Source organism: Pseudomonas sp. (genome assembly GCF_049590575.1).
GTDB lineage: Bacteria > Pseudomonadota > Gammaproteobacteria > Pseudomonadales > Pseudomonadaceae > Aquipseudomonas.
This window is the reverse complement of the sequence record NZ_JBAWDE010000021.1, coordinates 45,250-70,860: the sequence shown is the minus strand read 5'-3', so window position 1 is coordinate 70,860 and position 25,611 is coordinate 45,250. Positions and strand designations below refer to the sequence as shown.

At 58.0% G+C, this 25,611-nt stretch carries 36 protein-coding genes; 9 read left to right on the top strand and 27 right to left on the bottom strand.

Features of this window, described 5'->3' with window-relative positions; all coding sequences use genetic code 11:
• Window positions 1-101: 101 nt before the first annotated feature.
• Window positions 102-725 carry a hypothetical protein gene (locus tag WBR57_RS02075; protein WP_424081658.1) on the bottom strand — a complete coding sequence of 208 codons (624 nt, stop codon included), beginning with the start codon at window positions 723-725 and terminating at the stop codon, window positions 102-104.
• A complete protein-coding gene (locus WBR57_RS02070; RefSeq protein ID WP_424081656.1) occupies window positions 722-952 on the bottom strand; it encodes a Cro/CI family transcriptional regulator in 231 nt (76 codons plus the stop codon). Before WBR57_RS02070 ends, WBR57_RS02075 begins: the two co-directional genes overlap by 4 nt.
• A gap of 149 nt (window positions 953-1,101) precedes the next feature.
• Here WBR57_RS02070 and WBR57_RS02065 point away from each other — a divergent pair, with 149 nt between their 5' ends.
• Entirely contained in the window at window positions 1,102-1,806 is a 705-nt protein-coding gene (locus WBR57_RS02065) for a LexA family transcriptional regulator (RefSeq protein WP_424081654.1), read from the top strand.
• Window positions 1,807-1,837: 31 nt separating this feature from the next.
• On the opposite strand, the gene WBR57_RS02060 is transcribed toward WBR57_RS02065, so the two are convergent.
• From WBR57_RS02060 to WBR57_RS02035, 6 genes are all read right to left on the bottom strand, one after another.
• Window positions 1,838-2,137, bottom strand: a complete 300-nt coding sequence (locus WBR57_RS02060; RefSeq protein ID WP_424081652.1) for a hypothetical protein — start codon at window positions 2,135-2,137, stop codon at window positions 1,838-1,840.
• Complete coding sequence (locus tag WBR57_RS02055; RefSeq protein ID WP_424081650.1) at window positions 2,134-2,376, bottom strand: hypothetical protein; 243 nt, start codon at window positions 2,374-2,376, stop codon at window positions 2,134-2,136. Before WBR57_RS02055 ends, WBR57_RS02060 begins: the two co-directional genes overlap by 4 nt.
• Before the next feature lie 3 nt (window positions 2,377-2,379).
• The gene (locus tag WBR57_RS02050; protein ID WP_424081648.1) at window positions 2,380-2,934 is read right to left on the bottom strand and encodes a hypothetical protein; all 555 of its coding nucleotides are present in this window, start codon (window positions 2,932-2,934) and stop codon (window positions 2,380-2,382) included.
• 116 nt (window positions 2,935-3,050) lie between these two features.
• Window positions 3,051-3,323 (bottom strand): DUF1654 domain-containing protein, encoded by a 273-nt coding sequence (locus WBR57_RS02045; protein WP_424081646.1) that lies wholly within the window; start codon window positions 3,321-3,323, stop codon window positions 3,051-3,053.
• A 67-nt stretch (window positions 3,324-3,390) separates the two neighbouring features.
• The gene (locus tag WBR57_RS02040; RefSeq protein ID WP_424081644.1) at window positions 3,391-5,013 is read right to left on the bottom strand and encodes a recombinase family protein; all 1,623 of its coding nucleotides are present in this window, start codon (window positions 5,011-5,013) and stop codon (window positions 3,391-3,393) included.
• A 2-nt stretch (window positions 5,014-5,015) separates the two neighbouring features.
• On the bottom strand, window positions 5,016-6,167 hold the full coding sequence (locus WBR57_RS02035) for a hypothetical protein (protein WP_424081642.1): 1,152 nt from the start codon (window positions 6,165-6,167) through the stop codon (window positions 5,016-5,018).
• A 112-nt stretch (window positions 6,168-6,279) separates the two neighbouring features.
• Here WBR57_RS02035 and rimO point away from each other — a divergent pair, with 112 nt between their 5' ends.
• The 5 genes from rimO (at window position 6,280) to tsaA (ending at window position 10,190) form a co-directional block, all read left to right on the top strand.
• Window positions 6,280-7,605: a 30S ribosomal protein S12 methylthiotransferase RimO gene (gene rimO, locus WBR57_RS02030; protein ID WP_038449095.1), complete on the top strand. Its 1,326-nt coding sequence runs from the start codon at window positions 6,280-6,282 to the stop codon at window positions 7,603-7,605.
• A 100-nt stretch (window positions 7,606-7,705) separates the two neighbouring features.
• The gene (locus WBR57_RS02025; RefSeq protein ID WP_424081640.1) at window positions 7,706-8,179 is read left to right on the top strand and encodes a GNAT family N-acetyltransferase; all 474 of its coding nucleotides are present in this window, start codon (window positions 7,706-7,708) and stop codon (window positions 8,177-8,179) included.
• Between the two features lie 72 nt (window positions 8,180-8,251).
• Window positions 8,252-8,962, top strand: coding sequence for an rRNA pseudouridine synthase (locus tag WBR57_RS02020; RefSeq protein WP_424081638.1), 711 nt, complete (start codon window positions 8,252-8,254; stop codon window positions 8,960-8,962).
• 67 nt (window positions 8,963-9,029) lie between these two features.
• The gene (locus WBR57_RS02015) at window positions 9,030-9,491 is read left to right on the top strand and encodes a DUF1456 family protein (RefSeq protein WP_005785469.1); all 462 of its coding nucleotides are present in this window, start codon (window positions 9,030-9,032) and stop codon (window positions 9,489-9,491) included.
• A 3-nt stretch (window positions 9,492-9,494) separates the two neighbouring features.
• Complete coding sequence (tsaA, locus tag WBR57_RS02010) at window positions 9,495-10,190, top strand: tRNA (N6-threonylcarbamoyladenosine(37)-N6)-methyltransferase TrmO (RefSeq protein WP_424081636.1); 696 nt, start codon at window positions 9,495-9,497, stop codon at window positions 10,188-10,190.
• 114 nt (window positions 10,191-10,304) lie between these two features.
• On the opposite strand, the gene fpr is transcribed toward tsaA, so the two are convergent.
• Window positions 10,305-11,084 carry a ferredoxin-NADP reductase gene (fpr, locus tag WBR57_RS02005; protein ID WP_003189055.1) on the bottom strand — a complete coding sequence of 260 codons (780 nt, stop codon included), beginning with the start codon at window positions 11,082-11,084 and terminating at the stop codon, window positions 10,305-10,307.
• A 124-nt stretch (window positions 11,085-11,208) separates the two neighbouring features.
• On the opposite strand from fpr, the gene WBR57_RS02000 reads away from it, so the two are divergent.
• Window positions 11,209-12,135 carry a LysR family transcriptional regulator gene (locus WBR57_RS02000; RefSeq protein ID WP_424081634.1) on the top strand — a complete coding sequence of 309 codons (927 nt, stop codon included), beginning with the start codon at window positions 11,209-11,211 and terminating at the stop codon, window positions 12,133-12,135.
• 3 nt (window positions 12,136-12,138) lie between these two features.
• On the opposite strand, the gene WBR57_RS01995 is transcribed toward WBR57_RS02000, so the two are convergent.
• From WBR57_RS01995 to WBR57_RS01985, 3 genes are all read right to left on the bottom strand, one after another.
• Entirely contained in the window at window positions 12,139-12,501 is a 363-nt protein-coding gene (locus WBR57_RS01995; RefSeq protein ID WP_424081632.1) for a diacylglycerol kinase, read from the bottom strand.
• A gap of 75 nt (window positions 12,502-12,576) precedes the next feature.
• A complete protein-coding gene (erdR, locus tag WBR57_RS01990; protein ID WP_424081630.1) occupies window positions 12,577-13,227 on the bottom strand; it encodes a response regulator transcription factor ErdR in 651 nt (216 codons plus the stop codon).
• A gap of 251 nt (window positions 13,228-13,478) precedes the next feature.
• On the bottom strand, window positions 13,479-14,198 hold the full coding sequence (locus WBR57_RS01985) for a tRNA-uridine aminocarboxypropyltransferase (protein WP_424081628.1): 720 nt from the start codon (window positions 14,196-14,198) through the stop codon (window positions 13,479-13,481).
• 175 nt (window positions 14,199-14,373) lie between these two features.
• On the opposite strand from WBR57_RS01985, the gene WBR57_RS01980 reads away from it, so the two are divergent.
• Together WBR57_RS01980 and WBR57_RS01975 are read left to right on the top strand one after the other, a co-directional pair.
• On the top strand, window positions 14,374-14,814 hold the full coding sequence (locus WBR57_RS01980) for a PA3611 family quorum-sensing-regulated virulence factor (protein ID WP_185707526.1): 441 nt from the start codon (window positions 14,374-14,376) through the stop codon (window positions 14,812-14,814).
• Window positions 14,815-15,185: 371 nt separating this feature from the next.
• Window positions 15,186-16,298 carry a TIGR00730 family Rossman fold protein gene (locus tag WBR57_RS01975; RefSeq protein WP_424081626.1) on the top strand — a complete coding sequence of 371 codons (1,113 nt, stop codon included), beginning with the start codon at window positions 15,186-15,188 and terminating at the stop codon, window positions 16,296-16,298.
• 167 nt (window positions 16,299-16,465) lie between these two features.
• On the opposite strand, the gene recX is transcribed toward WBR57_RS01975, so the two are convergent.
• From recX to WBR57_RS01900, 15 genes are all read right to left on the bottom strand, one after another.
• Entirely contained in the window at window positions 16,466-16,933 is a 468-nt protein-coding gene (recX, locus tag WBR57_RS01970) for a recombination regulator RecX (RefSeq protein ID WP_122541557.1), read from the bottom strand.
• Window positions 16,934-16,941: 8 nt separating this feature from the next.
• The gene (gene recA, locus WBR57_RS01965) at window positions 16,942-18,000 is read right to left on the bottom strand and encodes a recombinase RecA (protein ID WP_424081623.1); all 1,059 of its coding nucleotides are present in this window, start codon (window positions 17,998-18,000) and stop codon (window positions 16,942-16,944) included.
• 83 nt (window positions 18,001-18,083) lie between these two features.
• Complete coding sequence (locus tag WBR57_RS01960) at window positions 18,084-18,584, bottom strand: CinA family protein (protein ID WP_424081621.1); 501 nt, start codon at window positions 18,582-18,584, stop codon at window positions 18,084-18,086.
• An 82-nt stretch (window positions 18,585-18,666) separates the two neighbouring features.
• Complete coding sequence (locus WBR57_RS01955) at window positions 18,667-19,167, bottom strand: lysis system i-spanin subunit Rz (protein WP_424081619.1); 501 nt, start codon at window positions 19,165-19,167, stop codon at window positions 18,667-18,669.
• Window positions 19,155-19,712, bottom strand: coding sequence for a glycoside hydrolase family 19 protein (locus WBR57_RS01950; RefSeq protein WP_424081617.1), 558 nt, complete (start codon window positions 19,710-19,712; stop codon window positions 19,155-19,157). The genes WBR57_RS01955 and WBR57_RS01950 overlap by 13 nt, the downstream gene beginning before the upstream one ends.
• Window positions 19,713-19,732: 20 nt before the next feature.
• Window positions 19,733-20,743 (bottom strand): phage late control D family protein, encoded by a 1,011-nt coding sequence (locus tag WBR57_RS01945; protein WP_424081615.1) that lies wholly within the window; start codon window positions 20,741-20,743, stop codon window positions 19,733-19,735.
• 9 nt (window positions 20,744-20,752) lie between these two features.
• Window positions 20,753-20,965: a tail protein X gene (locus WBR57_RS01940; protein ID WP_424081613.1), complete on the bottom strand. Its 213-nt coding sequence runs from the start codon at window positions 20,963-20,965 to the stop codon at window positions 20,753-20,755.
• A complete protein-coding gene (locus WBR57_RS01935; RefSeq protein ID WP_424081611.1) occupies window positions 20,958-21,341 on the bottom strand; it encodes a phage tail protein in 384 nt (127 codons plus the stop codon). Before WBR57_RS01935 ends, WBR57_RS01940 begins: the two co-directional genes overlap by 8 nt.
• Entirely contained in the window at window positions 21,341-22,477 is a 1,137-nt protein-coding gene (locus tag WBR57_RS01930; protein ID WP_424081610.1) for a glycine zipper domain-containing protein, read from the bottom strand. The genes WBR57_RS01935 and WBR57_RS01930 overlap by 1 nt, the downstream gene beginning before the upstream one ends.
• A gap of 6 nt (window positions 22,478-22,483) precedes the next feature.
• Entirely contained in the window at window positions 22,484-22,609 is a 126-nt protein-coding gene (locus WBR57_RS01925) for a hypothetical protein (protein ID WP_010212704.1), read from the bottom strand.
• Window positions 22,606-23,178 (bottom strand): phage tail assembly protein, encoded by a 573-nt coding sequence (locus tag WBR57_RS01920; protein WP_424081607.1) that lies wholly within the window; start codon window positions 23,176-23,178, stop codon window positions 22,606-22,608. The genes WBR57_RS01925 and WBR57_RS01920 overlap by 4 nt, the downstream gene beginning before the upstream one ends.
• A gap of 51 nt (window positions 23,179-23,229) precedes the next feature.
• Window positions 23,230-23,736, bottom strand: coding sequence for a phage major tail tube protein (locus WBR57_RS01915; protein WP_424081605.1), 507 nt, complete (start codon window positions 23,734-23,736; stop codon window positions 23,230-23,232).
• Window positions 23,736-24,902, bottom strand: coding sequence for a phage tail protein (locus WBR57_RS01910; RefSeq protein ID WP_424081603.1), 1,167 nt, complete (start codon window positions 24,900-24,902; stop codon window positions 23,736-23,738). The genes WBR57_RS01915 and WBR57_RS01910 overlap by 1 nt, the downstream gene beginning before the upstream one ends.
• 2 nt (window positions 24,903-24,904) lie before the next feature.
• A complete protein-coding gene (locus tag WBR57_RS01905) occupies window positions 24,905-25,096 on the bottom strand; it encodes a hypothetical protein (protein ID WP_122539747.1) in 192 nt (63 codons plus the stop codon).
• Window positions 25,097-25,182: 86 nt separating this feature from the next.
• Entirely contained in the window at window positions 25,183-25,611 is a 429-nt protein-coding gene (locus WBR57_RS01900) for a phage tail protein (RefSeq protein WP_424081601.1), read from the bottom strand.

The following is a 25,611-nucleotide window of genomic DNA, read 5'->3' as shown; positions in this document are numbered from 1 at the left end:
CTTATCTCGATGAACAGCCGCTGGCCTGCCCTTACTGGCGCCGCCTTTACGGTTGTTGGCCGCTCTCGATTCGATGTCCATGCCGAGGGTAGTCACAGGTACTAATTCACCCGGGACAAGAGGGGCTGCTGGGCCTGCTCAAGCAGCACAGCCTCTGCACGCGACCGTAGCTCACCGCACCGAGCTTCAACCGAACGCAGACGTTCTACAAACTTTGGCAGTTTGTCCAAGTCGTCAGCGTCAATACGGCCGTCAGCCAGTATCTCACTGCCGAGAGCGACGGTGCTGCCCAGGCGGTTCACCAGTTGGCCGAACGCACCCAAAGGGTTGCCTTTGCCATCTGACTCGCGCGCCCCGGTAAGACCGTGCCGGCTGGCCAGCTCGTTAACGCAAGTGTCCTGGTAGTCGCCGCTCAGCGTCTCGACCCATGACTCTTCTAGCCAACTTGGCAGATCTACTTCGCCACTGAGCCAACGCCCAACGCGGCGCAGCCATGCGCCGGATGCTCTGAGAAAAGTCGTTGTGTCGTTGCCCTGGGCAAGCGCAGTGAAGTCGGGAACGTCCTTTAATGCGGCCTTTGCGGGAATCTGCAGGTGCAAATTCGCACTCAATAGCTGGGCGAAATCATCCTGACTAAAACACGTTCGGGCGATCATCTCGGCGGCGTGAGCCACCAGCACTTGATCGCGGGAGGAGGACAGCTGTCGTGGACTGGACGTGGTCATGCCGCGCCGCTGCTTTTAGCCTTCTTGGCGTCTGGTTCATCGGCAACGTGTGAGGGAAACGGACGCACCTCTTGAGCAACGCAGACGCCGTCAGCGGCTACAGTCACTTCAATGTTCCGGCGTGTCTTCAGCGCCTTGGCAATGGAGGCAGGTTTGACGCCTAAGGCGCGCGCTACCTTGGCCTGGCCAATCTTCTTAACGAAGTCGCTCAATGAGATTTTTTCCACGACATACACCCCAGGTGTCTATGAGCGCGGAATATTAGCCGACGGCTAAATCAATATCAAGAATTAATTAACCGCCGGCTATTTTAAGTAAGAAAATAGGAAGCCGCCGGATAACCATAAAATATTAGCCTGCGGCTTATAATTCACACATGACGAACTCAAAAAAACCATTGTCCGAAGCCCAGTTGGCTGAGTGCAAAGCCGCTCACGATCTTTTTCTAGCGAAAAAGAACGCCCTAAAACTCACCCAAAAAAAGATCGCTGATGCAGCGGGTATCACCCCTGTTTCGGTCAATCAGTATCTAAAAGGCACAAACCCGCTGAACGTTCGGTTTGCTGCGGTGCTGGCAAGGGTCCTCGAAGAACCCATTGAGAGCTTCAGTCCTCGCTTGGCTGCTGAAATTGCAGAGATGGCGAACGTCAGCCCTATGATCCAACCTCATAGGCATGCCTCGGAATACCCGTTGGTGAGCTGGGTTGATGCTGGTAGAGGGATTGAATCGTCAGGTGTCTATCCGGCCGGAATCTCAGACGAATGGCTGAGTTCAACCGAAAACGCTGGCCCTAAGGGCTATTGGCTACGCGTCAAGGGCAAGTCGATGACCTCGGATACACCACCCACCTTCCCTGAGGGCACACCGATATTGGTTTGCCCGGAAGGCTTCGATGTCATCAGTGGGAAATTCTACGTTGCGCGAAACCTTGTCAGCGGAGAAACCACATTCAAACAATACGTGCTAGATGCTGGCGTAGGGTATCTAGTGCCGCTGAACACCAGTTATCAGCCAGTTGTACTAGACGACAACTGGGAAATTATCGGTCGGGCAATCGACGCAAAAATCACCGGCATGTGACGCACGCCTTTGCCCTGACCAGAATCGGCACTTATCCGCCCCGCGCAGCTTCTCTCGCAGGTGCTGCCTCTACATCTGAGGCGGCGATACCTGGAGCGGCGCTGTGCACCACGATATGCCCTTGACCGATCTTGAAGTTTTTGACCACAGCGATGCATACATTCCAGGCCTCCCTGGCCACAGAATCGCCTGACTCCACCACGTTGCCCTGGTCGTCAATGATCGCCAATCGTGCCGGACGACCATCGGCAGTTTTGAACTGGTAACCGCTGGTCACGTTGGCGCTGATACGGCCATGTTCAAGGGCACCGGTCTTTGGAATACCAATCATGCGTGTACCCCTTGCTCCGGTGCAGTGTCAGTGTACTTGTGGAAGATGAGTGCGATGGTATTTGCATGCGAAGCCCGATCAGTCTGAGCGCGCTCAATCCCGCCCCAATTTTCAGAGCTGATGGCATGATCAATCTCGCCATTGGCGCTTCTCCAGCCGTGTATACCTTCCGCAAGCAATCTTTTATCCAGCTCAGAGATACTGGCGGCAAACGTCTGCACTACGTTGTCCTTGGCCATGTCTTAACGGTCCCTACGATAGGTAGCGACAAATTCCTGCACACACGCAGACAGTAACTCATAGGCTTGGCCTAGATCGCTGGGCAAGCGAAGCGGTAAGGTGATTCCGACGCTATCTAGCTCGAAGTGAAAAACTGTGCGCGCCGGATCGCTTGCGCTCGGTCGAAGCCTTAACCAGAGGTTTTCAATCTGCTCGGCAGGCAACTCATAGGTGCCGCGTTGCCTTCTTACCGCCTCGCGCAGAGTCAATTCCAAGTCGCTGATTAGAAGGTACTCATCAAGTTCGGGCACGGTACTTACGCTCACGCCATTGATCAGTTCTTCCAGAAACTTGATCGCACGCGAGCCAGTGTCTTCCCGAACAGCAAGGCTGATGGTGTTGTTGCTGTCGCCGATTTCAACGCGCATCGAGACGGCACGCTCGCACTGCTCGATCGCTACAACCGCGGTCGCGCAAAGCATGCCGTTGTAGCCGTAGAGGGTATGTGAGAACACACCGTTTTGGGTGATCTGCTGGGAAAGTTCTGCCCTGGCTGAGGGAGGAAGGTGAAAGGTCATACGATGGATCTCCGTTGCGGTCAGGCAGCTCAATTGACTGCCACGAACTGACGGAAACAAAGTTAGCCTACGGCTTACTTTAAAGCAAGCCGAAGACTAATTATATTGCAATAAAATTAGCCGTAGGCTATTAGAGAAAAGTGCTGATTGGTCCATCGCAGATGAGCCGCCCCCGCGTCAATGTGCGTCACCCTTACGCTTTCCTCCATATCCAACTCATCTAGAAACGTTTCCCAATCGTCCAAGCGTTCCCCAGGTTGGAGCACGATAATAGTCTGTCGTCTGTCCTGGGCGGTGGAGCTGTTTATCTGGCGGTGGATGCGAAGAATCAGACTCTCATACGAGGTGTACAACTGGCAGACGACACCAGGTGAGGTTTGACTCGGCATAGAAGCTCCTTGCAAATACTGTATAGAAAACCAGTATAACCGATCTGTTACGCGTGTAACATTTGACCTACTGCCAATCCTCACTCGCCACCCAGTCACCTTTCTTGCGATCAATTCGCAGCAGCCGGTGCTGTCCGGTGCGTGAGAAAAGCTGCACGTCTACGAATTTTCCATCACCGACTTCAGTATCTATGCCCCGCATATAGATCACTATCCGGTTAAACGTATCCATGACCAACTGCCGGACTTTCTCGCGGGCGCTGTTGTCGCCTTCAGCGACCTGGGCCGCCAGTTCTACCCACCGCTCAGCCTGCGCCGGCCGTACCACTGCGGATGTTGCCATAGCCTCATGCTCCAACTGCGCGACCTTCTTCTCAGCAGCCGCCTGCTGCTCTTCAAGCTCTCGAGCCTTACGGATAAACGCCAATGGCGCCGCGCCGCTCTCATCCGCCAACAGCGCTTCGGTCACCTTGGATAGCTGGGTAACGATTTTGGCAACAGCAGCTCGGGCAGCAACTAACTGCTTTTGAACTGACTGGCCTGCATCGCCTGCCTGCATCAGCCTGGTTAGATTGATCTGATCAGAGCAAAAGCTGAGTAAGGCGCGCTCAACCGGCACGACACTGCAGCTGGCGCCGGAAATACACCCGCCGTTCTTACTGTAAGCAGTGCAGTGCAAGCGTCGATGACCATCCGCAATACTTCCGTCGGCGCGGCGACGATTCATGATGTTCTGAGCCACGACAGCAGTACCGCAGTAACCGCAGTGTGCCAATCCGATACCCGTGATGATGCCCGGGATCTCCCCAGCACCACGGCGGCGGAAACGCTGGCCAGCCAAGTGTTGCAGTCCGGCCCATTCGGTATCGGATAGAATCGGCGGGTAGTAGCCTTCCAATTCGTAATCTTCGCCATCAACAGTCAGACGCTTCACACCACGCAACGCTGGCTGTTTGATCATACGGTAGATCTGCAGACCTGAGATTCCCCACGTGGTGAGCCGAAATCCCTCCTCATGCATGATGTTCGCAGCGCGGCCCGCTCCAAGACCCTGACCATAGAGCTCAAGCGCACGCTTTACAGCGGCAACACGTTCGGGAATCAGTTCCCAACCTTCACTGGTCAGCTGTAACCACTGAGGGTCTTTACCATTACGAATTAGCCCACGGTACGTTCCAGCCATCCAGCCCTGACACTGACGTCGTATTGCGGCTTTGACGCGTTTGCTCTTTGTGTCCGATTCCTCATGCGCGCGAATCATCACCAGTAGTGAATACACCAGATCCATCGGCTGCGCTTTCAAACTTGCACGGTTGTACTCACGCCCATCACTAGCCGTCACGACGGTGACGCCTCCATTGATGATCTGAGCCAGTTGAGCCTGCGCAAGGAGGGGCTCCGCTCGACTCAATCGATCCAGCCCTTCTACAATAAGAACTGAACCAGTTGGTATGCGCCCTTCATCTATTGCCCGAAGAAATGTTCCTAATGCACCCTGCTTTACATGTCGCTCATGATAAGCAGACAACCCCTCATCTTTCAGTGTAAGTGAGGCGTCTAAGACCATGCCATTCTTAGATGCCCAGCTTGCGGCATATGCAAGTTGACGATCAGCACTGCTGCCAATGGCTTGGCGCGGATCTGAAAACCTTAAATAACTGAATACCCTCGCCCCACCAATTACAGCCACTATCACTTACTCTTTCCGGCTTTAGTTTGGAAGACACCTTTCATCTTTTCAAAAGAGGTATGCATAGAACCCATAGCCTCTATCATATAATTAAAATCATTGGCATTTATATCTTTTAGCTCTGGCCACTTAATCTCCTGAGACATAACTTTCAAAAGCTCACTGCGTGCTTGATTGTCGCCTCCCTCTTCACCCCCAAAATCTCTCGCAGCAAAGTAGAGAAGTAAATACCTATTAAAGAATGACTGAACTCGCATATAGGCCATTGATGAGTCCACAAAACTTCTATACTGTTTCAAAAACCATGCTGCTAGGAATTCTATAATTACAAATGCGATTGACGTTGAAATCATACCTGCGATTACTAGGCCGTCGAATGAGACAAAATGCCCCCACACTTGCCAGAGCACTATCGAGCCGATGTAGAAATACAGCCCTCGCCTCAAATATGTAGTGCCTTTATCAAGCAACTTTGAAGCTTTGCTTTCTGCGAGCTTTATATGCTCCCCTAGATACTCCACAATCTCAGATATACAGAACTCAAAGTCCGAACTAGCGCCAATCACCTGCTTAGGAAAATCATCCGACTTATCATCAACCTCCACACGCGTTCTTTCTTCAGCAGAAGATTTATTAGTTCCCGAAGCAATTGAACCATGAAGTTTTAGAGAGCTAATCGACTCTGCTTTATCAGTCTTCTTATTAAACTTCCTGTCAATCTCAAGAAACGTATCATCCAAAGCCGACCTAGGCTTCGGTAAAAACAAAACTACTACTGTCAAAATCAATGCTATAACTAGCGCAGAAAAAGTTAGCCGATTTTCAATTATCCTCTCTAACGCCCCAGGAGAGAAGACATTAACCACCGCTAAAGTAAACATAGTCAGCATTAAAAAAGTTATTGCAAGCCTCAGCTTCGACACAAAGGACCCACTCTCTTTCCCCTGTTGCTTCGCTAAAGTTTCGTGAGCATGCGCTAAACGTATATAGAGTTCTTGTACTTTTTTTTCGCCTTCATTGTTCATTCTTTTCAGGTATTCAATCTGCCGCTCAAAAGCGTCAGCTAACTCTTCGCCCTTTACTCCATCCTCTTTAACTTCAACGAACTCGTCATCAGTCTCACCCCCAGATCGCACTTCGTTTATACCGCCCATTTTTCACTCCATGAGAATAGTTATCAGTACATCTTTTGCACAAAATTTGATCAGCGTATAGAATCGCGCGCCACGAAATTCGACCAGGGCGAACCCTGCAGGCTGTGAGTATATGAGTAATAATCCACGTGTAGGGTTTATATCGCTAGGGTGCCCGAAGGCTCTGGTCGACTCCGAACGCATCCTCACGCAACTGCGCATGGAAGGCTATGACGTCGTGTCCACTTACCAGGACGCGGACGTGGTGGTGGTCAACACTTGCGGCTTTATCGACTCGGCCAAGGCAGAGTCCCTGGAAGTGATCGGCGAAGCGATCAAGGAAAACGGCAAGGTCATCGTGACCGGCTGCATGGGCGTGGAAGAAGGCAATATCCGCAACGTGCACCCAAGCGTGCTCGCCGTGACCGGTCCGCAGCAGTACGAGCAGGTGGTCAACGCCGTGCACGAAGTGGTGCCGCCGCGCCAGGACCACAACCCGCTGATCGACCTGGTGCCGCCGCAAGGCATCAAGCTGACCCCGCGGCACTATGCGTACCTGAAGATTTCCGAAGGCTGCAACCACAGCTGCAGCTTCTGCATCATCCCGTCGATGCGCGGCAAGCTGGTCAGCCGCCCGGTCGGTGACGTGCTGGACGAGGCCCAGCGCCTGGTCAAATCCGGCGTGAAAGAGCTGCTGGTGATCTCCCAGGACACCAGCGCCTACGGCGTCGACGTGAAATACCGCACCGGTTTCTGGAACGGCGCGCCGGTGAAAACCCGCATGACCGAACTCTGCGAAGCCCTCAGCAGCCTCGGCGTGTGGGTGCGCCTGCACTACGTTTACCCGTACCCGCACGTGGACGAGCTGATCCCGCTGATGGCCGCCGGCAAGATCCTGCCGTACCTGGACATCCCGTTCCAGCACGCCAGCCCGAAAGTCCTGAAAGCCATGAAACGCCCGGCCTTCGAAGACAAGACTCTGGCGCGCATCAAGAACTGGCGCGAGATCTGCCCGGAGCTGATCATCCGTTCGACCTTCATCGTCGGCTTCCCCGGCGAAACCGAGGAAGACTTCCAGTACCTGCTGGACTGGCTGACCGAGGCACAGCTGGACCGCGTCGGCTGCTTCCAGTACTCGCCGGTGGAAGGCGCCCCGGCCAACCTGCTGGACCTGGCCGTGGTGCCGGACGACGTCAAGCAGGACCGTTGGGAGCGTTTCATGGCGCACCAACAGGCCATCAGTTCGGCGCGCCTGCAACTGCGCATCGGCAAGGAAATCGAAGTGTTGATCGACGAAGTCGACGAGCAAGGCGCGGTTGGCCGTTGCTTCTTCGATGCGCCGGAAATCGACGGTAACGTGTTTATCGATGACGCCAGCGGTTTGAAGCCGGGCGACAAGGTCTGGTGCACCGTGACCGATGCCGACGAATACGACCTGTGGGCTGAAAAGCGCGACTGATCGGTAAAATGTCAAAAAGCCCTGCACCTGATAAAGATGCGGGGCTTTTTTCGGTCTATCGTTTGCCCATTACGCCAGACATCGACGAAGGGCAACAGGCATGCGCGAGCATTCGGTTATTCACACACCCGCCACCCGCGACTACGTGGAGTTGACGCGAATCTGGGAGGACTCGGTGCGCGCCACCCATGATTTTTTACCGGACAGTTACATCCAGTTGCTGAAACCGATGGTGCAGACCCACTACCTGAACTCGGTGATGCTGATTTGCACCAAGGACTCGCGCCAGCGTATTACCGGGTTCGCCGGGGTGGCCAAGGGCAAGGTCGAAATGCTCTTCATCGCCCCCCAACACCGGGGCCAGGGCCTCGGCCGGCAATTGCTGCACTATGCGATCGAGAACATGAACGCCGACCAACTGGACGTGAACGAACAGAACCCGCAAGCCCTGGGCTTTTATTTGAAGTTTGGCTTCGAGGTGGTCGGGCGCACCGAGCATGATGGCCTGGGGCAGCCTTACCCATTGCTGCATCTGCGTTTGCGCCAGGCGCAGCCACAGGCGCGCCTGGGCTAAATGAAATGGAGCCGGGCTTAACCGCGCCCACACAGGTACAATAGCCGCCCCATTTTGCTACGGCCCCTTGTCATGACTGACCCCATACGCCTCTCCAAACGCCTTATCGAACTGGTCGGTTGCTCCCGTCGGGAGGCTGAGCTGTTTATCGAAGGCGGCTGGGTCTCGGTGGACGGTGAAGTGATCGACGAGCCGCAGTTCAAGGTCACCACCCAAAAGGTCGAGCTGGACCCTGAGGCCAAAGCCACGGTTCCAGAGCCGGTGACCATCCTGCTGCACGCGCCGGCCGGTGTGGATGCCGAAACGGCGATGGCCTCGATCAGCGCCGAGACTTTGTCCGAGGAACACCGCTTCAGCAAACGCCCGCTCAAGGGGCATTTCCTGCGCCTGACCGCCAGTTCCGACCTGCAAGCCAAGGCCAGCGGCCTGTTGGTGTTTACCCAGGACTGGAAAATCCTGCGCAAGTTGACGGCAGATGCCGCCAAGATCGAGCAGGAATACGTGGTGGAGGTCGAAGGCGACATGGTGGCCCACGGCCTCAATCGCCTGAACCACGGCCTGACCTACAAAGGCAAAGAGCTGCCCCCCGTGAAAGCCAGCTGGCAGAACGAAAACCGCCTGCGTTTTGCGCTGAAAAACCCGCAGCCGGGCGTGATCGCCCTGTTCTGCGAAGCCGTTGGCTTGAAAGTCATCGCCATCCGCCGCATTCGCATCGGCGGCGTGTCCATCGGTAAAGTGCCCGTGGGCCAATGGCGCTACCTGTCCGGCAAAGAGAAGTTCTAAGCCGCTCCCCTTTCTCGACACCGCCTTACCCGGCGGTGTCCTCAGTTGAATACCAGGATTGCCCACCATGATTCACAACGACGTACTGCGCAGCGTGCGCTACATGCTCGACATCAGCGACAACAAGATGGTCGAGATCATCAAGCTCGGCGGCATGGACGTGACCAAGGAAGACTTGCTGACCTACCTCAAGAAAGATGAGGAAGAAGGCTTCGTATTCTGCCCGGACGAGGTGATGGCGCATTTCCTCGACGGCCTGGTGATCTTCAAGCGTGGCAAGGACGAAAGTCGCCCGCCGCAGCCGATCGAAACCCCGGTAACCAACAACATCATCCTGAAAAAACTGCGCGTGGCCTTCGAACTGAAAGAGGACGACATGCATGCGATCCTCAAGGCCGCCGAGTTCCCGGTGTCCAAGCCTGAGCTGAGCGCGCTGTTCCGCAAGTTCGGCCACACCAACTACCGCACCTGTGGCGACCAGTTGCTGCGCAACTTCCTCAAGGGCCTGACCCTGCGGGTGCGTGCGTAAGCCATGAGCCACCACGTCTCCCCTGTCGGCTTCGTGCGCTCCTGCTTCAAGGAGAAGTTCGCCATCCCGCGCCAGCCGCAACTGGCGCCCGCCGCCCGTGGCGTGCTGGAGCTGGTGGCGCCGTTCGACGGGGGTGAGGCGGTACAGGGCCTGGAGCAGGTCAGCCATGTGTGGCTGCTGTTCCTGTTTCACCAGGCCCTGGAAGACAAGCCGCGCCTGAAGGTGCGGCCGCCACGCTTGGGCGGCAATACGTCCATGGGCGTGTTTGCCACCCGCGCCACTCACCGGCCCAACGGGATTGGCCAGTCAGTGGTCAAGCTGGACAAGGTCGAGCCGGGCCGGCTGTGGATTTCCGGGATCGATTTGCTCGATGGCACGCCGGTCCTGGATATCAAGCCGTATGTGCCGTACGCGGACATCGTTGACACCGCGACCAACAGCATCGCCAGCAGTGCGCCACAGCTGATTCCCGTGCAGTGGCTGAAGACGGCCCTGCATCAGGCACAAGAGCATGCCCTGCGCCTGGACGAGCCCTTGGTCGCGTTGATCGAGCAGTGTCTGGCGCAAGATCCTCGGCCGGCGTATCAGACGCCTGGGCCGGAGCGCGAATATGGCGCGCAGTTCTGGGATGTGGATGTGCGTTGGCACTATCCCGAGGCAGGGATGATTTGCGTGCTGGAAGTGCTTGCGGCAAAGTAAATCGCAAACCAAAAGTGGAAGGGGGCTTGCCCCCCGATAGCAGAGTGTCAGCCCACCATCAGTGACTGACACCCTGCAATCGGGGGCAAGCCCCCTTCCACATTTATACTTCGTTTACTTCTCGACGAAGGCACGCTCGATCAGGTAATCACCCGGCTCGCGCATGCGTGGCGAAACTTTCAGGCCGAAGCTGTTCAACACTTCGCTGGTCTCGTCCAACATGCTTGGGCTTCCGCACAGCATGGCGCGGTCGTCCTCGGGGTTGATCGGGGGCAGGCCGATGTCGCTGAACAGCTTGCCGCTGCGCATCAGGTCGGTCAGGCGGCCTTCGTTTTCGAAGGGCTCGCGGGTCACGGTCGGGTAGTAGATCAACTTGTCACGCAGGGCCTCGCCGAAGAATTCGTTCTGCGGCAGGTGCTCGGTAATGAACTCGCGGTAAGCGACTTCGTTGACGTAACGCACGCCGTGGCACAGGATCACTTTTTCGAAGCGCTCGTAGGTCTCCGGGTCCTGGATCACGCTCATAAATGGAGCGAGGCCGGTACCGGTGCTGAGCAGGTACAGGTGTTTACCCGGCTTCAAATCGTCAAGCACCAGGGTGCCTGTCGGTTTTTTGCTGATGATGATCTCGTCGCCTTCCTTCAAGTGCTGCAATTGGGAAGTCAGCGGGCCATCCGGCACTTTGATGCTGAAGAACTCGAGATGCTCTTCCCAGTTCGGGCTGGCAATCGAGTAAGCGCGCATGAGCGGGCGGCCGTTGGGCTGTTGCAGGCCGATCATCACGAACTGACCGTTCTCAAAGCGCAAGCCCGGGTCGCGGGTGCACTTGAAGCTGAACAGAGTGTCGTTCCAGTGATGAACACTGAGGACACGCTCGTGGTTCATGTTGCTCATGTACGGGGGACTCCTGGAAATGGGTCTGCGCCAAGGTTGGGATGCGCAATTGCACAGCATTCTAATGGCGGCGACAATATCTGTTAACTGGATTATTAAGATAAGGGTTATCGGTTATATAGATATGCGATTTACTCTCCGTCAACTGCAAGTCTTCGTCGCCGTCGCCCAGCAGGAAAGCGTCTCACGCGCTGCTGGACTTCTGGCCTTATCTCAATCCGCCGCCAGCACCTCGATCACCGAGCTGGAGCGTCAATCCAGCTGCCAATTATTCGACCGCGCCGGCAAACGCCTGAGCCTCAACGCCTTGGGCCATCAGCTGTTACCCCAGGCGGTAGCGCTGTTGGACCAGGCCAAGGAGATCGAGGACCTGCTCAACGGCAAGTCCGGCTTCGGCTCGCTGGCGGTCGGCGCGACGCTGACCATCGGCAATTACCTGGCCACGCTGTTGATCGGCAGCTTCATGCAGCAACATCCCGAGAGCCAGGTGAAGCTACATGTGCAGAACACTGCGCATATCGTGCACCAGGTGGCGCACTACGAAATTGACCTGGGTCTAATCGAAGGCGACTGCAGCCACCCGGACATCGAAGTGCAGACTTGGGTCGAAGATGAACTGGTGGTGTTCTGTGCGCCGCAGCATCACCTGGCCAAGCGTGGCGTGGCGAGCATGGATGAACTGACCCATGAGGCGTGGATCCTGCGCGAACAAGGCTCGGGCACGCGCCTGACCTTTGACCAGGCTATGCGCCATCATCGCAGCTCGCTGAATATCCGTCTGGAGCTGGAACACACTGAGGCGATCAAGCGGGCCGTGGAGTCGGGATTGGGGATTGGTTGCATTTCTCGCCTGGCGCTGCGCGATGCGTTCCGCCGCGGCAGCCTGGTGCCGGTAGAAACCCCGGACCTGGACCTGGCGCGGCAGTTCTACTTCATCTGGCATAAACAGAAATACCAGACCTCGGCGATGCGCGAGTTCCTGGAGCTGTGCCGCACCTTTACCGCCGGTGTGCAGCGCAGCGACGAGATCGTGCTGCCAAGCATTGCCTGATCGTTAGATGAGGATTACGGCCCACACCAGAGCGATCATGCTCAGCGCCACGAATTGCGCGGCGCTGCCCATGTCCTTGGCGTTTTTGGACAGCGGGTGGCGGTCCAGGGAAATGCGGTCGATGGCGGCTTCGACTGCCGAGTTGAGCAACTCGACGATCAGGGCCAGCAAGCACACGGCGATCAACAACGCGCGCTCGACCCGGCTCACATTCAGGAAGAAACTCAGCGGGATCAAAATAACGTTGAGCAGCACCAGCTGGCGAAATGCCGCTTCGCCGGTGAATGCCGCGCGAAGGCCATCCAGGGAGTAACCCCCTGCATTGAAGATACGTTTGATACCGGTTTGACCCTTGAAAGGCGACATAGACGTAGGCAACTGAACTAAAGGAGTGGGGAAGCTAGATCACGCCAAGTCAAAAAAGCGTGAATAAGTAACAGGTTAATGCTGCGAAATTGACTCAAGTTGTTGCAGCAGCAGCGCCGCCTGGGTCCTCGTACGCACGCCCAGTTTGCGGAAAATCGCGGTCACATGGGCCTTGATGGTTGCTTCCGACACACTCAGCTCATAGGCAATCTGCTTGTTCAACAACCCTTCGCAGACCATGGTCAGCACCCGAAACTGCTGGGGCGTCAGGCTGGCCAGGCCATCGCGGGCCGCCTTGGCTTCATCGGAAACGTTGATTTCTTCAAACGCCTGCGGCGGCCATGACACATCGCCATCCAGCACCTTGCGCACAGCCTTCTGGATATCTTCCATCGCACTGGATTTGGGTATGAAACCACTGGCGCCAAACTCCTTGGAGCGCACTACCACGTCGGCTTCCTCCTGGGCCGAGACCATTACCACCGGGATTTGCGGGTATTGCCCGCGTAACAGCACCAGCCCGGAGAAACCATAGGCGCCGGGCATATTCAGGTCGAGCAGCACCAAGTCCCAGTCGGATTTTTCGGTGAGGCGGGCTTCCAGTTCGGCAATGCTGGCCACTTCGACCAAACGCACGTCCGGGCCCAGGCCCAGGGTGACGGCTTGATGCAGCGCACTGCGAAACAGCGGGTGGTCATCGGCTATCAGGATTTCGTATGTGGCCATTGATTAAATGATCCTGTTTTTTATGGCAGCCCTGATGGGTTCAGGGTTCGCCAATACACAAGGCGAAGGCCAGGCAGCCATCGCCACAGGGTACGTTCAACGTCAAAAGCACTGAAACGACGTCGAAAATTCACGGTTGCACCCCAATCGGCGCTCAGCATGCCCAGCGTAGGCTGGGGGGTCAAGCACTACGCCCACGGGCATTTTAGCGGGGGGTGGGTTTACGGTGCCATCATGCAAACGTCGTCTGGTTATACCGCCGGTATATAAGGTGCAAGGCGCGTATGGACGAGGTCGTTCGAGTCCAGGGGCTGCTGAAACTTGGCCGCCAGGTAATGCGTGCTGAACACATCAAGGTAAGCGTCCAGCACCTCGCTGGCGGCACCGTCGTCCGCCAACTCAAGGCACAGCGCCGCGACTTCGGCGGTGCAGAAGTGATCATCACGCTTGGAGCGACGCAGTTTGTAGCGCGACAGCTGCTCCGGCGCCAGGCTCAATACCGGCAAGTGCTCAAGATACGGGCTTTTACGAAACATCTTGCGCGCTTCGCTCCAGGTGCCGTCCAGCAGAATGAACAGCGGGCGCTTGCCCTCCTCCACTTTGACCTCGCTGACGACACGCTCAGGCGCGACGAATTCGCCGGGGAACACGATGTAGGGCTGCCACTGCGGGTCGGCCAAAAGGGTGAGCAAATCCGGGTCGACTTCGGTGCGCGACCAGGCAAATGCCGAGGTGTCGTTGATCACGTCAGCGATCAACCAGCCGGTGTTGCTGGGCTTCATCGGTTCGACGTCGTGCATCAGCAGGCACATGGCAGACCTGGCCTCGACCTGGGGCCGCCAGGCACACAGGCAGAACTCGGGGATCACCCGGCAGCCAGGGCAACGTTCGGCACGCGAACCGCGGTTAACGAACGGCCTGACGGCGCGCGCCAGGCGCTGGGTGCGCAGACGGGAAACAGCGTGGCTCATCGGGTGCGCCACAGGGAGTAAATCGACACGGGAAAACTCGTGAAAGGCTGAATTGATCGCAGTTTACCAGCGATACGCCTGGCTGTAGCGCCAAGGCGTCACCTATAATTGCGCGCCACTGAACGCTCAGCGCAGTGGCTGGTCTATGCACCAGTAACCGAATCAGGAGAGTTTCATGCTGCGTTCCATGCTGCGTCTTGCCGCCCCATCCATCGCCCTTGCGCTGGTATTGCCCGTGGGCGCCCAGGCGGCCTCGCTGCTGGAGGCCCAAATGAACCGCAAGCTGCAAAGCGTCGCGGCTGAAAGCAACAAGGACCTGCCCCGGGAAATCGACGAAAAAACCCTCGAAGTCGCCTACACCGTTGAAGGCATGCAACTGATCGATCATCTCAGCGTACAACCTGACCGGGCCGAGCAGATGCGCGCCAACCCCAAGGCCGTATATTTCCAGCTTGGGCAAAGCGTGTGCCTGAACAAAGGTTACCGCGAGCTGATGGCCAAGGGCGCAGTGATGCGCTACGAAATCACCGAGAACAAGACCAATCGTCCTGTGGCATCGGTGAAGTTTGTGGAAGCAGATTGCCCGGCACCGGCTGCGGCGAAGAAGAAAAAGTAACCGTCTCACGAACCTCGCGCGCTACTGTCCAGTGGCGCGCACTCCCCCGCTTCACGCTCCCGCGCACCGCTGAACTCCCGGCTGGCTAACCAATAAGCGGTTGCCAGACAAGGGTTTTTCAGCCCATGATCAAGTCATTCCAACCGCCTGTTCATAACGGTTTTCTTGCCGTTCTGTAACATTTCCAGGGCAAAAGAGGGTTGCCCTCCTGCGACTTGCAAAGGTTTCCACATCACAAGGAACATACAGAGCCCATTTGCTGCCTGGCGAACACGTGTAATACCCAGGGTATGCAACGACACATGCAGTGTCGTGGCCCCCGGCCGAATCTCTCGCCGATGGCCCTGTCTCTGTGAAGAAGGAGAAGTTGAATGCCTTACCAACCGAATGACAGCCTGATCCGGCATTTTGAAGCAAACGGCGCCGACCTCACGCAGCAGGTCGAAGCCCAACTCCAGCTGATCGCTCCTGACAGCCCGAATATCCCCTTATATCGCGACATGATCCTGACCGTGCTGCGCATGGCCCAGGACGACCGCAACCGCTGGAACGCCAAGATTACTTTGCAGGCCATCCGCGAACTGGACCATGCCTTCCGCGTGTTGGAAAAGTTCAAAGGCCGGCGCAAGGTCACCGTGTTCGGCTCCGCCCGTACGCCGGTAGAAAGCCCGCTGTACGCACTGGCCCGAGAGGTAGGTGCCGCCTTGGCGCGCTCGGACTTGATGGTGATCACCGGCGGCGGCGGCGGCATCATGGCCGCAGCTCACGAAGGCGCGGGCCTGGAACACAGCCTGGGTTTCAACATCACCCTGCCGTTCGAACAGCATGCCAACCCGACCATTGATGGGACCGAGAACCTGCTGTCCTTCCACTTCTTCTTTACCCGCAAGCTGTTTTTCGTCAAGGAAGCCGATGGCCTGGTGCTGTGCCCCGGCGGATTTGGCACCCTGGATGAAGCCTTGGAAGTGCTGACTTTGATTCAGACCGGCAAGAGCCCACTGGTGCCGGTGGTGTTGTTGGACGCACCTGGCGGCGGTTTCTGGCAAGGCGCGCTGGACTTTATCCGCAGCCAACTGGAAGCCAACCGCTACATCCTGCCCACCGACCTCAAACTCGTGCGGCTGGTGTACAGCGCTGAAGAAGCGGTGGAAGAGATCAATCAGTTTTACGCCAACTTCCATTCCACACGCTGGTTGAAACGTGAATTTGTGGTGCGCATGAATCACCCCTTGAGTGACCACGCGCTGGCTCATTTGCAGAGCGAGTTTGCCAGCCTGCGGTTGAGTGGTGACTTCCAGCAACTCGCCTATACGGGCGAGGAGCATGATGAGCCGAGGTTCAGCCATTTGACGCGATTGGTGTTCAACTTCAATGGGCGGGACCAGGGGCGGCTGCGGGAGTTGGTGGATTACATCAACCTGCCGGAAAACTGGGCGCAGGCTCAAGGGAAGGCGCAGCAACGGGTGACGCCGGAACCGGCGTGATTTTTGAGTGCAAAAAAAAAGGCCCGCTATTTTCATAGCGGGCCTTTTTTGTGGTGTTTCGGGCGGGCGGTGGTGAGGCATTTGGGGCTACTGCGCAGCCCAGCGCAGGGCAGGGCAAGTCTGCTCGCCACAAAAGCCTCCTGATCAGAAGGACTAGGCCTTGACGCTCAATCGTCCATGGATCGGCCGCTGAGTAGGCGGCTGATCATTTCCATCGAAAACCCGCGATAACTGAGGAAGCGCCCCTGCTTGGCTCGCTCCCTGGCATCAATGGGTAGATGACCAGAGAACTTGCGACGCCACGTGTCTTCCAGCTGCGACTGCCAACTGATACCGCACTCACGCAGGGCAAGGTCGATATCAGCACGCTGCAGGCCGCGCTGGCTCAGTTCTTCGCGAATCCGCGCCGGGCCATAACCGGAGCGAGCTCGGTAGGACACAAAGCTCTCCAGGTAACGGGCTTCCGACAGCAACCCCTCTTCCGTCAAACGGTCGAGGGCGGCTTCGATCATCTCGGGCTCAGCGCCGCGCTGACGCAGTTTGCGCGTCAGCTCGACTCGACCATGCTCGCGGCGAGCGAGCAGGTCCATTGCAGTGCGCCGAACGGCGACGGGTGTATCCAGTACAACTGTCATCGTTTGCTTCAGATGTCAGTGTCGGCTTCTTCTACTTCTTCAACCGGGTCGCGGTTGGCAGCAGCTTTCACGTCAGGTGCTGCAGTCAGTAGCTTGTCGCGAATCTGCTTCTCAAGCGTGGCGGCGATATCCGGGTTCTCCGCCAGGAACTTGGCCGAATTGGCCTTGCCTTGGCCGATCTTGCTGCCGTTGTAGGCATACCAGGCGCCGGACTTCTCGACAAAACCGTGCAATACGCCCAGGTCGATCATCTCGCCGTTCAGGTAGATACCCTTGCCGTAGAGAATCTGGAACTCGGCCTGACGGAAAGGCGGGGCCACTTTGTTCTTCACGACTTTCACGCGGGTTTCGCTACCAACAACCTCGTCACCTTCCTTCACCGCGCCGGTACGACGGATGTCCAGACGAACCGAAGCATAGAACTTCAACGCGTTACCACCGGTGGTGGTTTCCGGGCTGCCGAACATCACGCCGATCTTCATACGGATCTGGTTGATGAAGATCACCAGGCAGTTGGCGTTCTTGATGTTACCGGTGATTTTACGCAGCGCCTGGGACATCAGGCGGGCTTGCAGGCCCACGTGCATGTCACCCATCTCGCCTTCGATTTCAGCTTTCGGTACCAGGGCTGCCACGGAGTCGACCACGATCACGTCGATGGCGTTGGAGCGCACCAGCATGTCGGTGATTTCCAGGGCCTGCTCACCGGTGTCCGGCTGGGAAACCAGCAGGTCGTCAACGTTGACGCCCAGCTTGCCGGCGTATTCAGGGTCCAGGGCGTGCTCGGCGTCGACGAACGCGCAGGTGGCGCCCATTTTTTGCGCCTGGGCGATCACCGACAGCGTCAGGGTAGTTTTACCGGAAGATTCAGGACCGTAGATTTCAACGATACGGCCTTTTGGCAGGCCGCCAATGCCGAGCGCGATGTCCAAACCCAGAGAGCCAGTGGAAATAGCCGGGATCGCCTGACGGTCGTGATCGCCCATACGCATAACGGCACCCTTGCCGAATTGACGTTCGATCTGACCCAGGGCCGCAGCCAAGGCTTTCTTCTTGTTGTCGTCCATTAAAGTCCTCACGTAATCAATAAGGCCTGGCGGCCAACACCTGTATAAGTAGACAGTATTGTTCCACAAAGATCGGAAATCGCCTACCCCTGATTTTCTATTTCTGCTGCAGCTCGTCGCATCAGGCCCTCAAGGGCGGCCTTTACCGTCTGTCGGCGGACCTCGTCGCGGTTGCCGGGGAAGTGCTGCAGCTCGGCCGTGACCTCGTCACCCACGCCGAAAGCCAGCCACACCGTGCCCACTGGTTTGTCCGGCGAACCACCATCAGGGCCCGCCACACCGCTGACCGCCACGGCAAACCGCGCCAGGCTTTTTTCCTGCGCGCCGCGCACCATCGCTTCCACCACTTCCTGGCTGACAGCGCCCACTTTTGCAAACAAGGTTTCCGGTACATTCAGCTGGCGGGTCTTTTGCCGATTCGAATAGGTGACATACCCCGCCTCGAACCACGCCGAACTCCCCGGAATCCGCGTGATGGCTTCCGCAATACCCCCACCGGTGCACGACTCGGCGGTGGTGACGTGGGCATTGAGCACCTGCAGACGGCGACCCAGTTCAGCAGCAAGTTGAGTGATTTCCTTCACGGTCGTCTCCAGGAATGGGCGAGGGGTTTGCCTACCCTACAGGAGCAAATCGCGCATGCAAGCGACAGACTGGATCAAGAGATTAGCGGGCAAGCGCCTGCACATACGCCTGGCAGGCACGCAAGGCAATCAGGGCGTTATCACCGTCGTCGGTGATGGCGATAATTCGCTGAGCATGCGCCGGGTCAAGTCGGCCGCGCGCGGCTGCATGAACCACGCTGCCGGGGCTGGCGGCGGCTGGCATTGCACAACCAGGGGCAGGGTCGGTGGCGTCGAGAAGGACTGACAAGCGCACATCAGCAGTGGCCAGGCGGTCACGCAAAGCCGCTTGATTACGTTGCGCATCACTCAACTCCCGAGCATGTTGTTGATCACTGGCGCCGAGCTGTTGCTCCAGCGCCAGCCGTTTGTGCTGTTCTGCCTGTTGCTGATGCACGCTTGCCTGGCTTTGCTGAAAGATCGCCTGAGCATGCTCCGCCGATTGCCGCTCAAGTTGCGCGCCATAACGCCAGGCCTGCACCTGCCAGACCAGCGCCAGCAGCAGGCAGACGCCGACCAGGCGGCACGCCCCTAGGACGCGCATAACACCGCCTTCGCCCGCGCCCATAGCCGCAGCCGATCCTCCAGCCCATTGAGCCCGCCATTGATGCGCCGGGTGATGGTGGTGAACTGGTCCTTGTCAGCGAGCTCATTCAACCCGTTGCTCTGCCAGAACCAGGCCGCGGACTCACACGCCCATTGCGGTTGCTCCAGCAGTTCAGGCTGGCGCAGCAGGCGTTCGTCGCCAAACAGTGCTTGGCTGCAAACCAGGTAGTTGCGACGCCCGGTGATCTGGATCAGCCCCCTGCCCCGGTACTTCTGGCCATCACCATCGGCTTGGGGGGTGTTGCCCAGGCGTGCGGCCAAGGTGCCGGTGTCGTACTTGCCGAGGTACTGATCGCTGCCAAGTTCGCGCAGGTAACGCAGCTCGCCGGATTCGTGGGCAATCTGGCCGATGAATGCAGCAGCGCGTTTTGCAGTAATGATGTCGTAGCGAATAAGCGCTGCGTTTAGAGCAGCTACAAAGACGCCCGCTCTGAGGCGGGCTCCAGGCATCACTTGAAGCAGTTGCTGCAGCGATATGACCATTGGCTTTCCCTTGAAAATGTCTACACCGATAACCCACCCGCCGTAATTGTGCTGCGATACCCGGTGACCGGGTCGCCAACATGTACCACCTGCGTCATTGACCATCGCCCCTGCATGTAGGACGGCCAGCTCTCATCCAGGCGCACCAGCCCTTCGGCGGCCAACAACGGGTTACCGGGGCAATCGATCACCAGTTTCAGTCCTTCACGCCCTACACGGCGCCATTCACCTTCTGCGACGGCACGGGCTTCGACTTCGTTCTGGCAGCGTTGGCGCAGGGTTTTGAACGGGGCAATCCCGACTTCAACCACCCGCTGCTTACAGGCGGCGGCATCCCACCAGGTGACGCGGCTACCCATGTATTTCGAGCGGGATGTTTCGTCGAGCGTGGCGGTGATAAACGCCTGGTCACCGGGGCGGTTGTCTTGGGTGACCGTTAATGTGACTTCCGGCAGCAGCTGGCCGGAAAGCGAGGTGGTCTTCCCGGCCTCCGCCAGCACGTACAACTCGTTGAACGGCTTGGCGACCGCACTGTAGCGCTTGGCAAGGCGGGTGATGAAAGCCATGTCGCTTTCGTTGGACTGGTCGATATGCGCAATCGCAATAGCATCCAGCGCCGGCGCCACACGCGGAGAATAACCGTGGCGACTGACCAGTTGGCGGAACAGCGCCCCCAACGTCGTAGGCCCGTAACTGGCGGATCTTCGTTGGCGATAGCCGCTCGCGTCCACCCTGCTGAAAGGCGCGGCGGTGGCCACGATCATCAAGCGCATGGGAAACAGCACGGGGGTTCGTTGATTGATGACGAACTCGCCTTTTTCCACCCACCCCGATTCCCGATAGCCGACGCGCAAACCGATCTTGCCGCTCAGGCTGGGCAGGCCTTCCAACCCTTCGATATTGAGGGTCAGCTCCAGCCGGTCAGCCTGAATACCGGCAGCGTCGGTGTGGCGCCAGTGCATCAGGCGTTGATTGAGCAGCGCCGCGTTGGCGCCGTAAAACTCTACTATCGGTGTGAATCCCTGTGCCATGCAGCCTCCTTAATCCCAGGCCAAGAGAGGTCGTACCGCACCCCGCCGCGATTGCATTTCCGGCACGATGACCCCCACGCCGGCCGGCAGCACCGGTCCGTATTCGGCGAGCCCGGGATTCAAATGCCAGAGGGTTTCTTCCGCCGCGTCATCGCAACGGCCCAGCTCGCGATAGAGCAGCAGGTTGACCGAGTCACCGGCGATACTTCGCACTCTACGCATTGACGAATTCCTCCAGTTCAAGGGTCCAGGCCATGACCATCGCAGTGCCGTCATCGATGACATTGCTCTGGGTTTCCACCACCGAATTGATCCGCCACAACCCCCAGTTACGGCCAATGCCATCGACCAGGGGCAGCGGCGCGCGCCCATTTTGCAGCGCGCGCAATTCGTCCAATCGCTGCATGCCGACGCCATACATCGCCGTGCCGGCGAAGGTGAGTTTTTCCAGTTTCTGACCGCTCTGGCGCGACTGAGGCTTGCTGGCAATAATCGCCAGGTCGCTCCAGCCGCCGTCATTGGTTCGCACCAACGAGGAATACGCAAACCCTCGGGACAAGCCAAAAATAAAGTCACCCAGTACCATTTGCTGTCGCATCAATCACCTCCAGAAGGATCGGCCAGTGCTGCGTTGCGGCGCAGTCCAAGGGAATCCGTAACCATCGGCATGCATTGGAATTGCAGGGCCTGGATCACTTGATTGACCACCAACTGGGCGTCGGCCGGGTTTACGCCAGTGATCTGGATGCTCGGGGCGATGCTGACCTGCACGCTGTCTGCGCGCGCACTGTTGAGCTCCTTGCTGACCGCATTGGGCGCAGGCAGGCGGTCAGGTGAGCCGAACAGTTTGTCACCCATCCAGGCGCCCGCCTCACTGCCCAGCAAGCCCCCGATTACGCCGCCGACCGCGGTGCCGACGCCGGGCAGAATCAAGGTGCCGATGGCTGCACCGGCAGAAGCACCGGCCCAGGCACCGCCGGCAGTGCTCAGGCCCGCGGCGACGGCATGTGAATCGCCGTTGCGTACGCCCTGGATGACGTCCACCGCAGCTTCTGCCGTTCTCAATGGCGCGAGTCGCCGAATACCAACGGATTCGAGTTTTGCGAGGGCATCTTTCAGCGCGCTGCTGGCAACGCTTGGCGGGACGGGCGCAGGGCTTCTGGCACCGGCAAAGAATTGCAAGCCCTGCGACGGCCCCCCTGCATGAACACCCAGTTGTGAGCCGCCCGGGACACTGCTGTGTGTTTTGGGAGCACCAGGCAGGGGTGCCTTGGGCCTGCTGTTTTTTTTGCGGCCCTTGAACTTCTCTACAGCCCCGTCGAAAACCAGATCAATCAGTTTTTCAACCATCTTGTCCCTGGCCGTATCCAACAATTCATCCCCGGCGGATTTGTCAGCAACAGGCACGGGACCAGTCGCCTCATCTTTCAACGCGCTTGTCTGCGTATTGGCACTTTTAGGCGCCAAAGAGTCGCTGTTGATAAACAACGTACTGTTGAGCGTCTCCAACGTTTCGCGCAGCCGCACTTGCTCCTGAGTCAAGGCGTTGATGTCCACGCTGAGCGTGTACAGCGCAGAGCGCAACGCCAGTTGCGGCTGCGAAGAAGCCTCCAGGTTTGCAGGTGCCACCGCGCTGGGGGAAAACGGTGCCAACACGTTGCCGAGATCCGCTTCGCCGAGCATCCAGCGGAAGTCTTCCTGGGCGAGCCGTATCCCATATCTAGTCTCTTGCATCCCGCTCTACTCCTGTTTAACGCCAAGGCGAGTGATCGCGATGTCGTAGCGGCGCAATGCTTTTGCGGCGTCCCAGTCGAGGATCTCCGCTTCGTTTACCGAATAAACCAGCGGCACCACATCGAGGATCACTTCGATGTCGCGTTGCGAAAGAAGGCCGCCGGTTGATTTAAAAAATCGTCGATACGCTCCTGCAACTCGGTCCAGTCGGGCACGGTCAGGCCGGCGAGATCGGGAATCATCAGGCCGGTGCAATGCGCGGTGATGAACTCGGCGCGTTCTTTATTGGTGGTGAGTTTTTTCATCACCTTGGTGGCGCGCAGGGCAGGCATTTCCAGGGGCAGTTCGGTAACGGTGCGGCCGGCAGCGTCGAGTGGCAACAGCAGCTGCACCGGCTGGTCGTGGGCGGTTTCCTGCTGTTTGCCCAGGAAGAACGACGCAGGACGTGTCGACATCTCATGCACGTATTGGGCGATGGTCACGTAGTCCGGACGCTTGAGTTGATCGAGTTCTTTTTCCGACAGGCCGGTGGCGAGTTTCGCCAGCTCGAAGAACTGGTCGTCCTCGTCATCACCGGCCCGGGCCAGCGCATCTTTTTGCGCGGCATAGTACAGCGGCTTGAGTTGCACCTGCTCGATCGTCACGCCGGTGTCGGCGCTGATCGGGGACAGCAGGCGGTGCAGCGGTGGCATCCAGGCCATGGGGCAATTCCTTGATGAAGTAATGGGGCGAGCAGGCCCGCCCCGCTGGGCTTAAGGCATCAGCACGGCACGACGCGCGTCGCCGAGAATGTCGACGCCGTTGAGCACGAACTTCTGGGTGCGCACGTCGATGTCGATCACCGAAATACCGTTTTCCAGACGGTTGTAGGTGCGGCAGGAGAGATCCAACGTGGTGAGAGCCTTCTCGCCCATCTTCAACTTCCCTTCCTCCAGGGATTTGAGCTTGCCGCCGACCGTGTGGTAGGTGAAGTAGGTCTTGCCGTCCTGGTCCTGGCCGGCTTCGCGCACGTTCAACAGAATGTCGTCACCCAGACGCACGCCCAGGGCCAACATGATTTCCGCGCCTGCGCCCTGCAAGATCAGCTTGGCGCCCAGCACTTTGCCGCTCTTGGCCATTTCTTCGGCGATAAAGCGCCCGCCGGACATGGCTTCCATGTCGAATTCAATCTTCGGCGGGGTGAATTCCTCTACGGTCGCGGACAACGGCAGGCCTTGAAGGGTGGCCGCAATGGCCTGTCTGACTCGGTTGGTAAACATTAGAGAACGTCCTCCAGGAACTGCTCGATGATTTCATCGCGGGCATTGAGTTGATAAATCATGTGTTCGTTCGGCGCGTAGCGGCCGTAGTCGATGACGATGTACCAGGTGCCGTTCTTGTACTGCTCGACACTGTTCAATTCCGGGTGCAGGTACACGCTGCCGCCGGGGATGGTTTCGTCGGCAACCAGAGTTTGCAGCCAGTCGTTGATGCGCTTGACCTCCTGGTCCATGAACGACTTGGTGAGGTTCTTGGCCATGGCTTTCTGCCCGGCCTTGACCAGCTTGCGGCTGATCGCGTCTTCCAGGCCGACGTAGCTGATGAACTTGCCGGTGATGGAGCGGTTACCCAGCAGCGAGAAACCGCCAAGGATGGTGCGCGCGTAGTAGCTCACGCCGTAGCGGTTGAGCAGGTCGCCTTCGGTGGAGGTGTCGAGGATGTTGTACTCGACCACGCGGGAAACGTCCTCGGCGAACGTCACCTGATTACCCGGGCTCTCCCATTGCTTGACCTTGGCCAAGGCGGCGATAGCCAGAGACGATGGCGCCAGGAACACGTTTTTCTTCGCGGCCTTGGAGTACACCGACGGCATGTTGTGCACCAGCAGGCAACGGTCGAAACCAAGGTCGGCACCGCCCAGTTCGCCGCTGTAGGTCACCTGATCGGCGACGCTTGCGTCTTTGCCATCCAGCACCACACGGGCCTTGATGCGCTTGCCGAACGCCGCGAACTCGCCGGCCACCGCTTTGACGCCGGTGAAGCCCGGCGCGCCAATGATGGTCAGGTCTTCCGGTACACTGGCCAGCGCGGCCAGGCCCAACTTGCGGCCAGTGACCGGCTCGTCGCCGCCGATGACATTGTTGAGGGTGTCTGCCGGGGTAGCGCCCTCCTCCACAATCACCACATACACGGGTACTTTCACCACTTTGAGGATCTGGTACACCGCGTGGAACAGCGTGCCGGCCTCGGCGCCGGTCGGGTCCAGCAGCGCCTGGGTAGTGAAGCTGTTGATGCGAAACGCCGCGTTTTTCGGGATCGACGCATGCGCATTCGGCGCCGTGCCGACCAGGCCGATCACATTGTCACCCAGGCCACCCATGGCCTCGGGGGATTCGGTGGCATTCACGGTGATGCCGTTGTGCTCGAAGTTCAAAACCTCAGCCATGTTCAGTCAGCCTTCTTGGTGGTGGCCTTTTTGGCCGGGGTGGCGTTGAGGACGCTGGTGAGTTCCAGGCGGCCGGCGGTGCGCAGGGCGGATGCTTCGACGTCCAGCAGGTCCAGTTGCTGACCGGCGACAGACCAATGGCCGGCGCCGGTGGGGAATGGGATGAGGACGGTGTAGGTTTGGCGGGTGGGCATGTGTGGGATCTCCAGGCACAAAAAAACCGCTCGATGGCGGCGGGTAGTTCGGATGGGGAAAGAAAACGCCCCGGAGTGCGGGGCGTTTATTTGGTTTGTTCGGCGATCCATAGGGGAGGTTTCGGCCGATGTTCGATGCCCGGAAAGTCAGGCGATTGCGGCCAGTCGCGCAGGGATTGCACATACAGCAGAACGTGCGAAAACTGCTCCTCTGTCAGCGTTGTTTCAGCACCGATTTCAAGTTGATCGCGATGACGCTCACGCAGCCATCTAACGCTATCAATTTCAGCATCTCGCCAGATTCGCTCTTCGCGTTGAAGGTCTATCTCGATGATCGGGGCATCGATCAAATAGGGAATCCCTAAATCATCATGCGCTCGCACTTTGCCCCTTTCTGGATTTGCAATCACACGTAGAAAAACGTCATCCGAGATTTCTAACGCATCGTCTGGAATATTCTCGCCGTGTATCGCAGCCAAGTAGGTGCAGCCTGTGGACGGACTATAAAAGCGCAT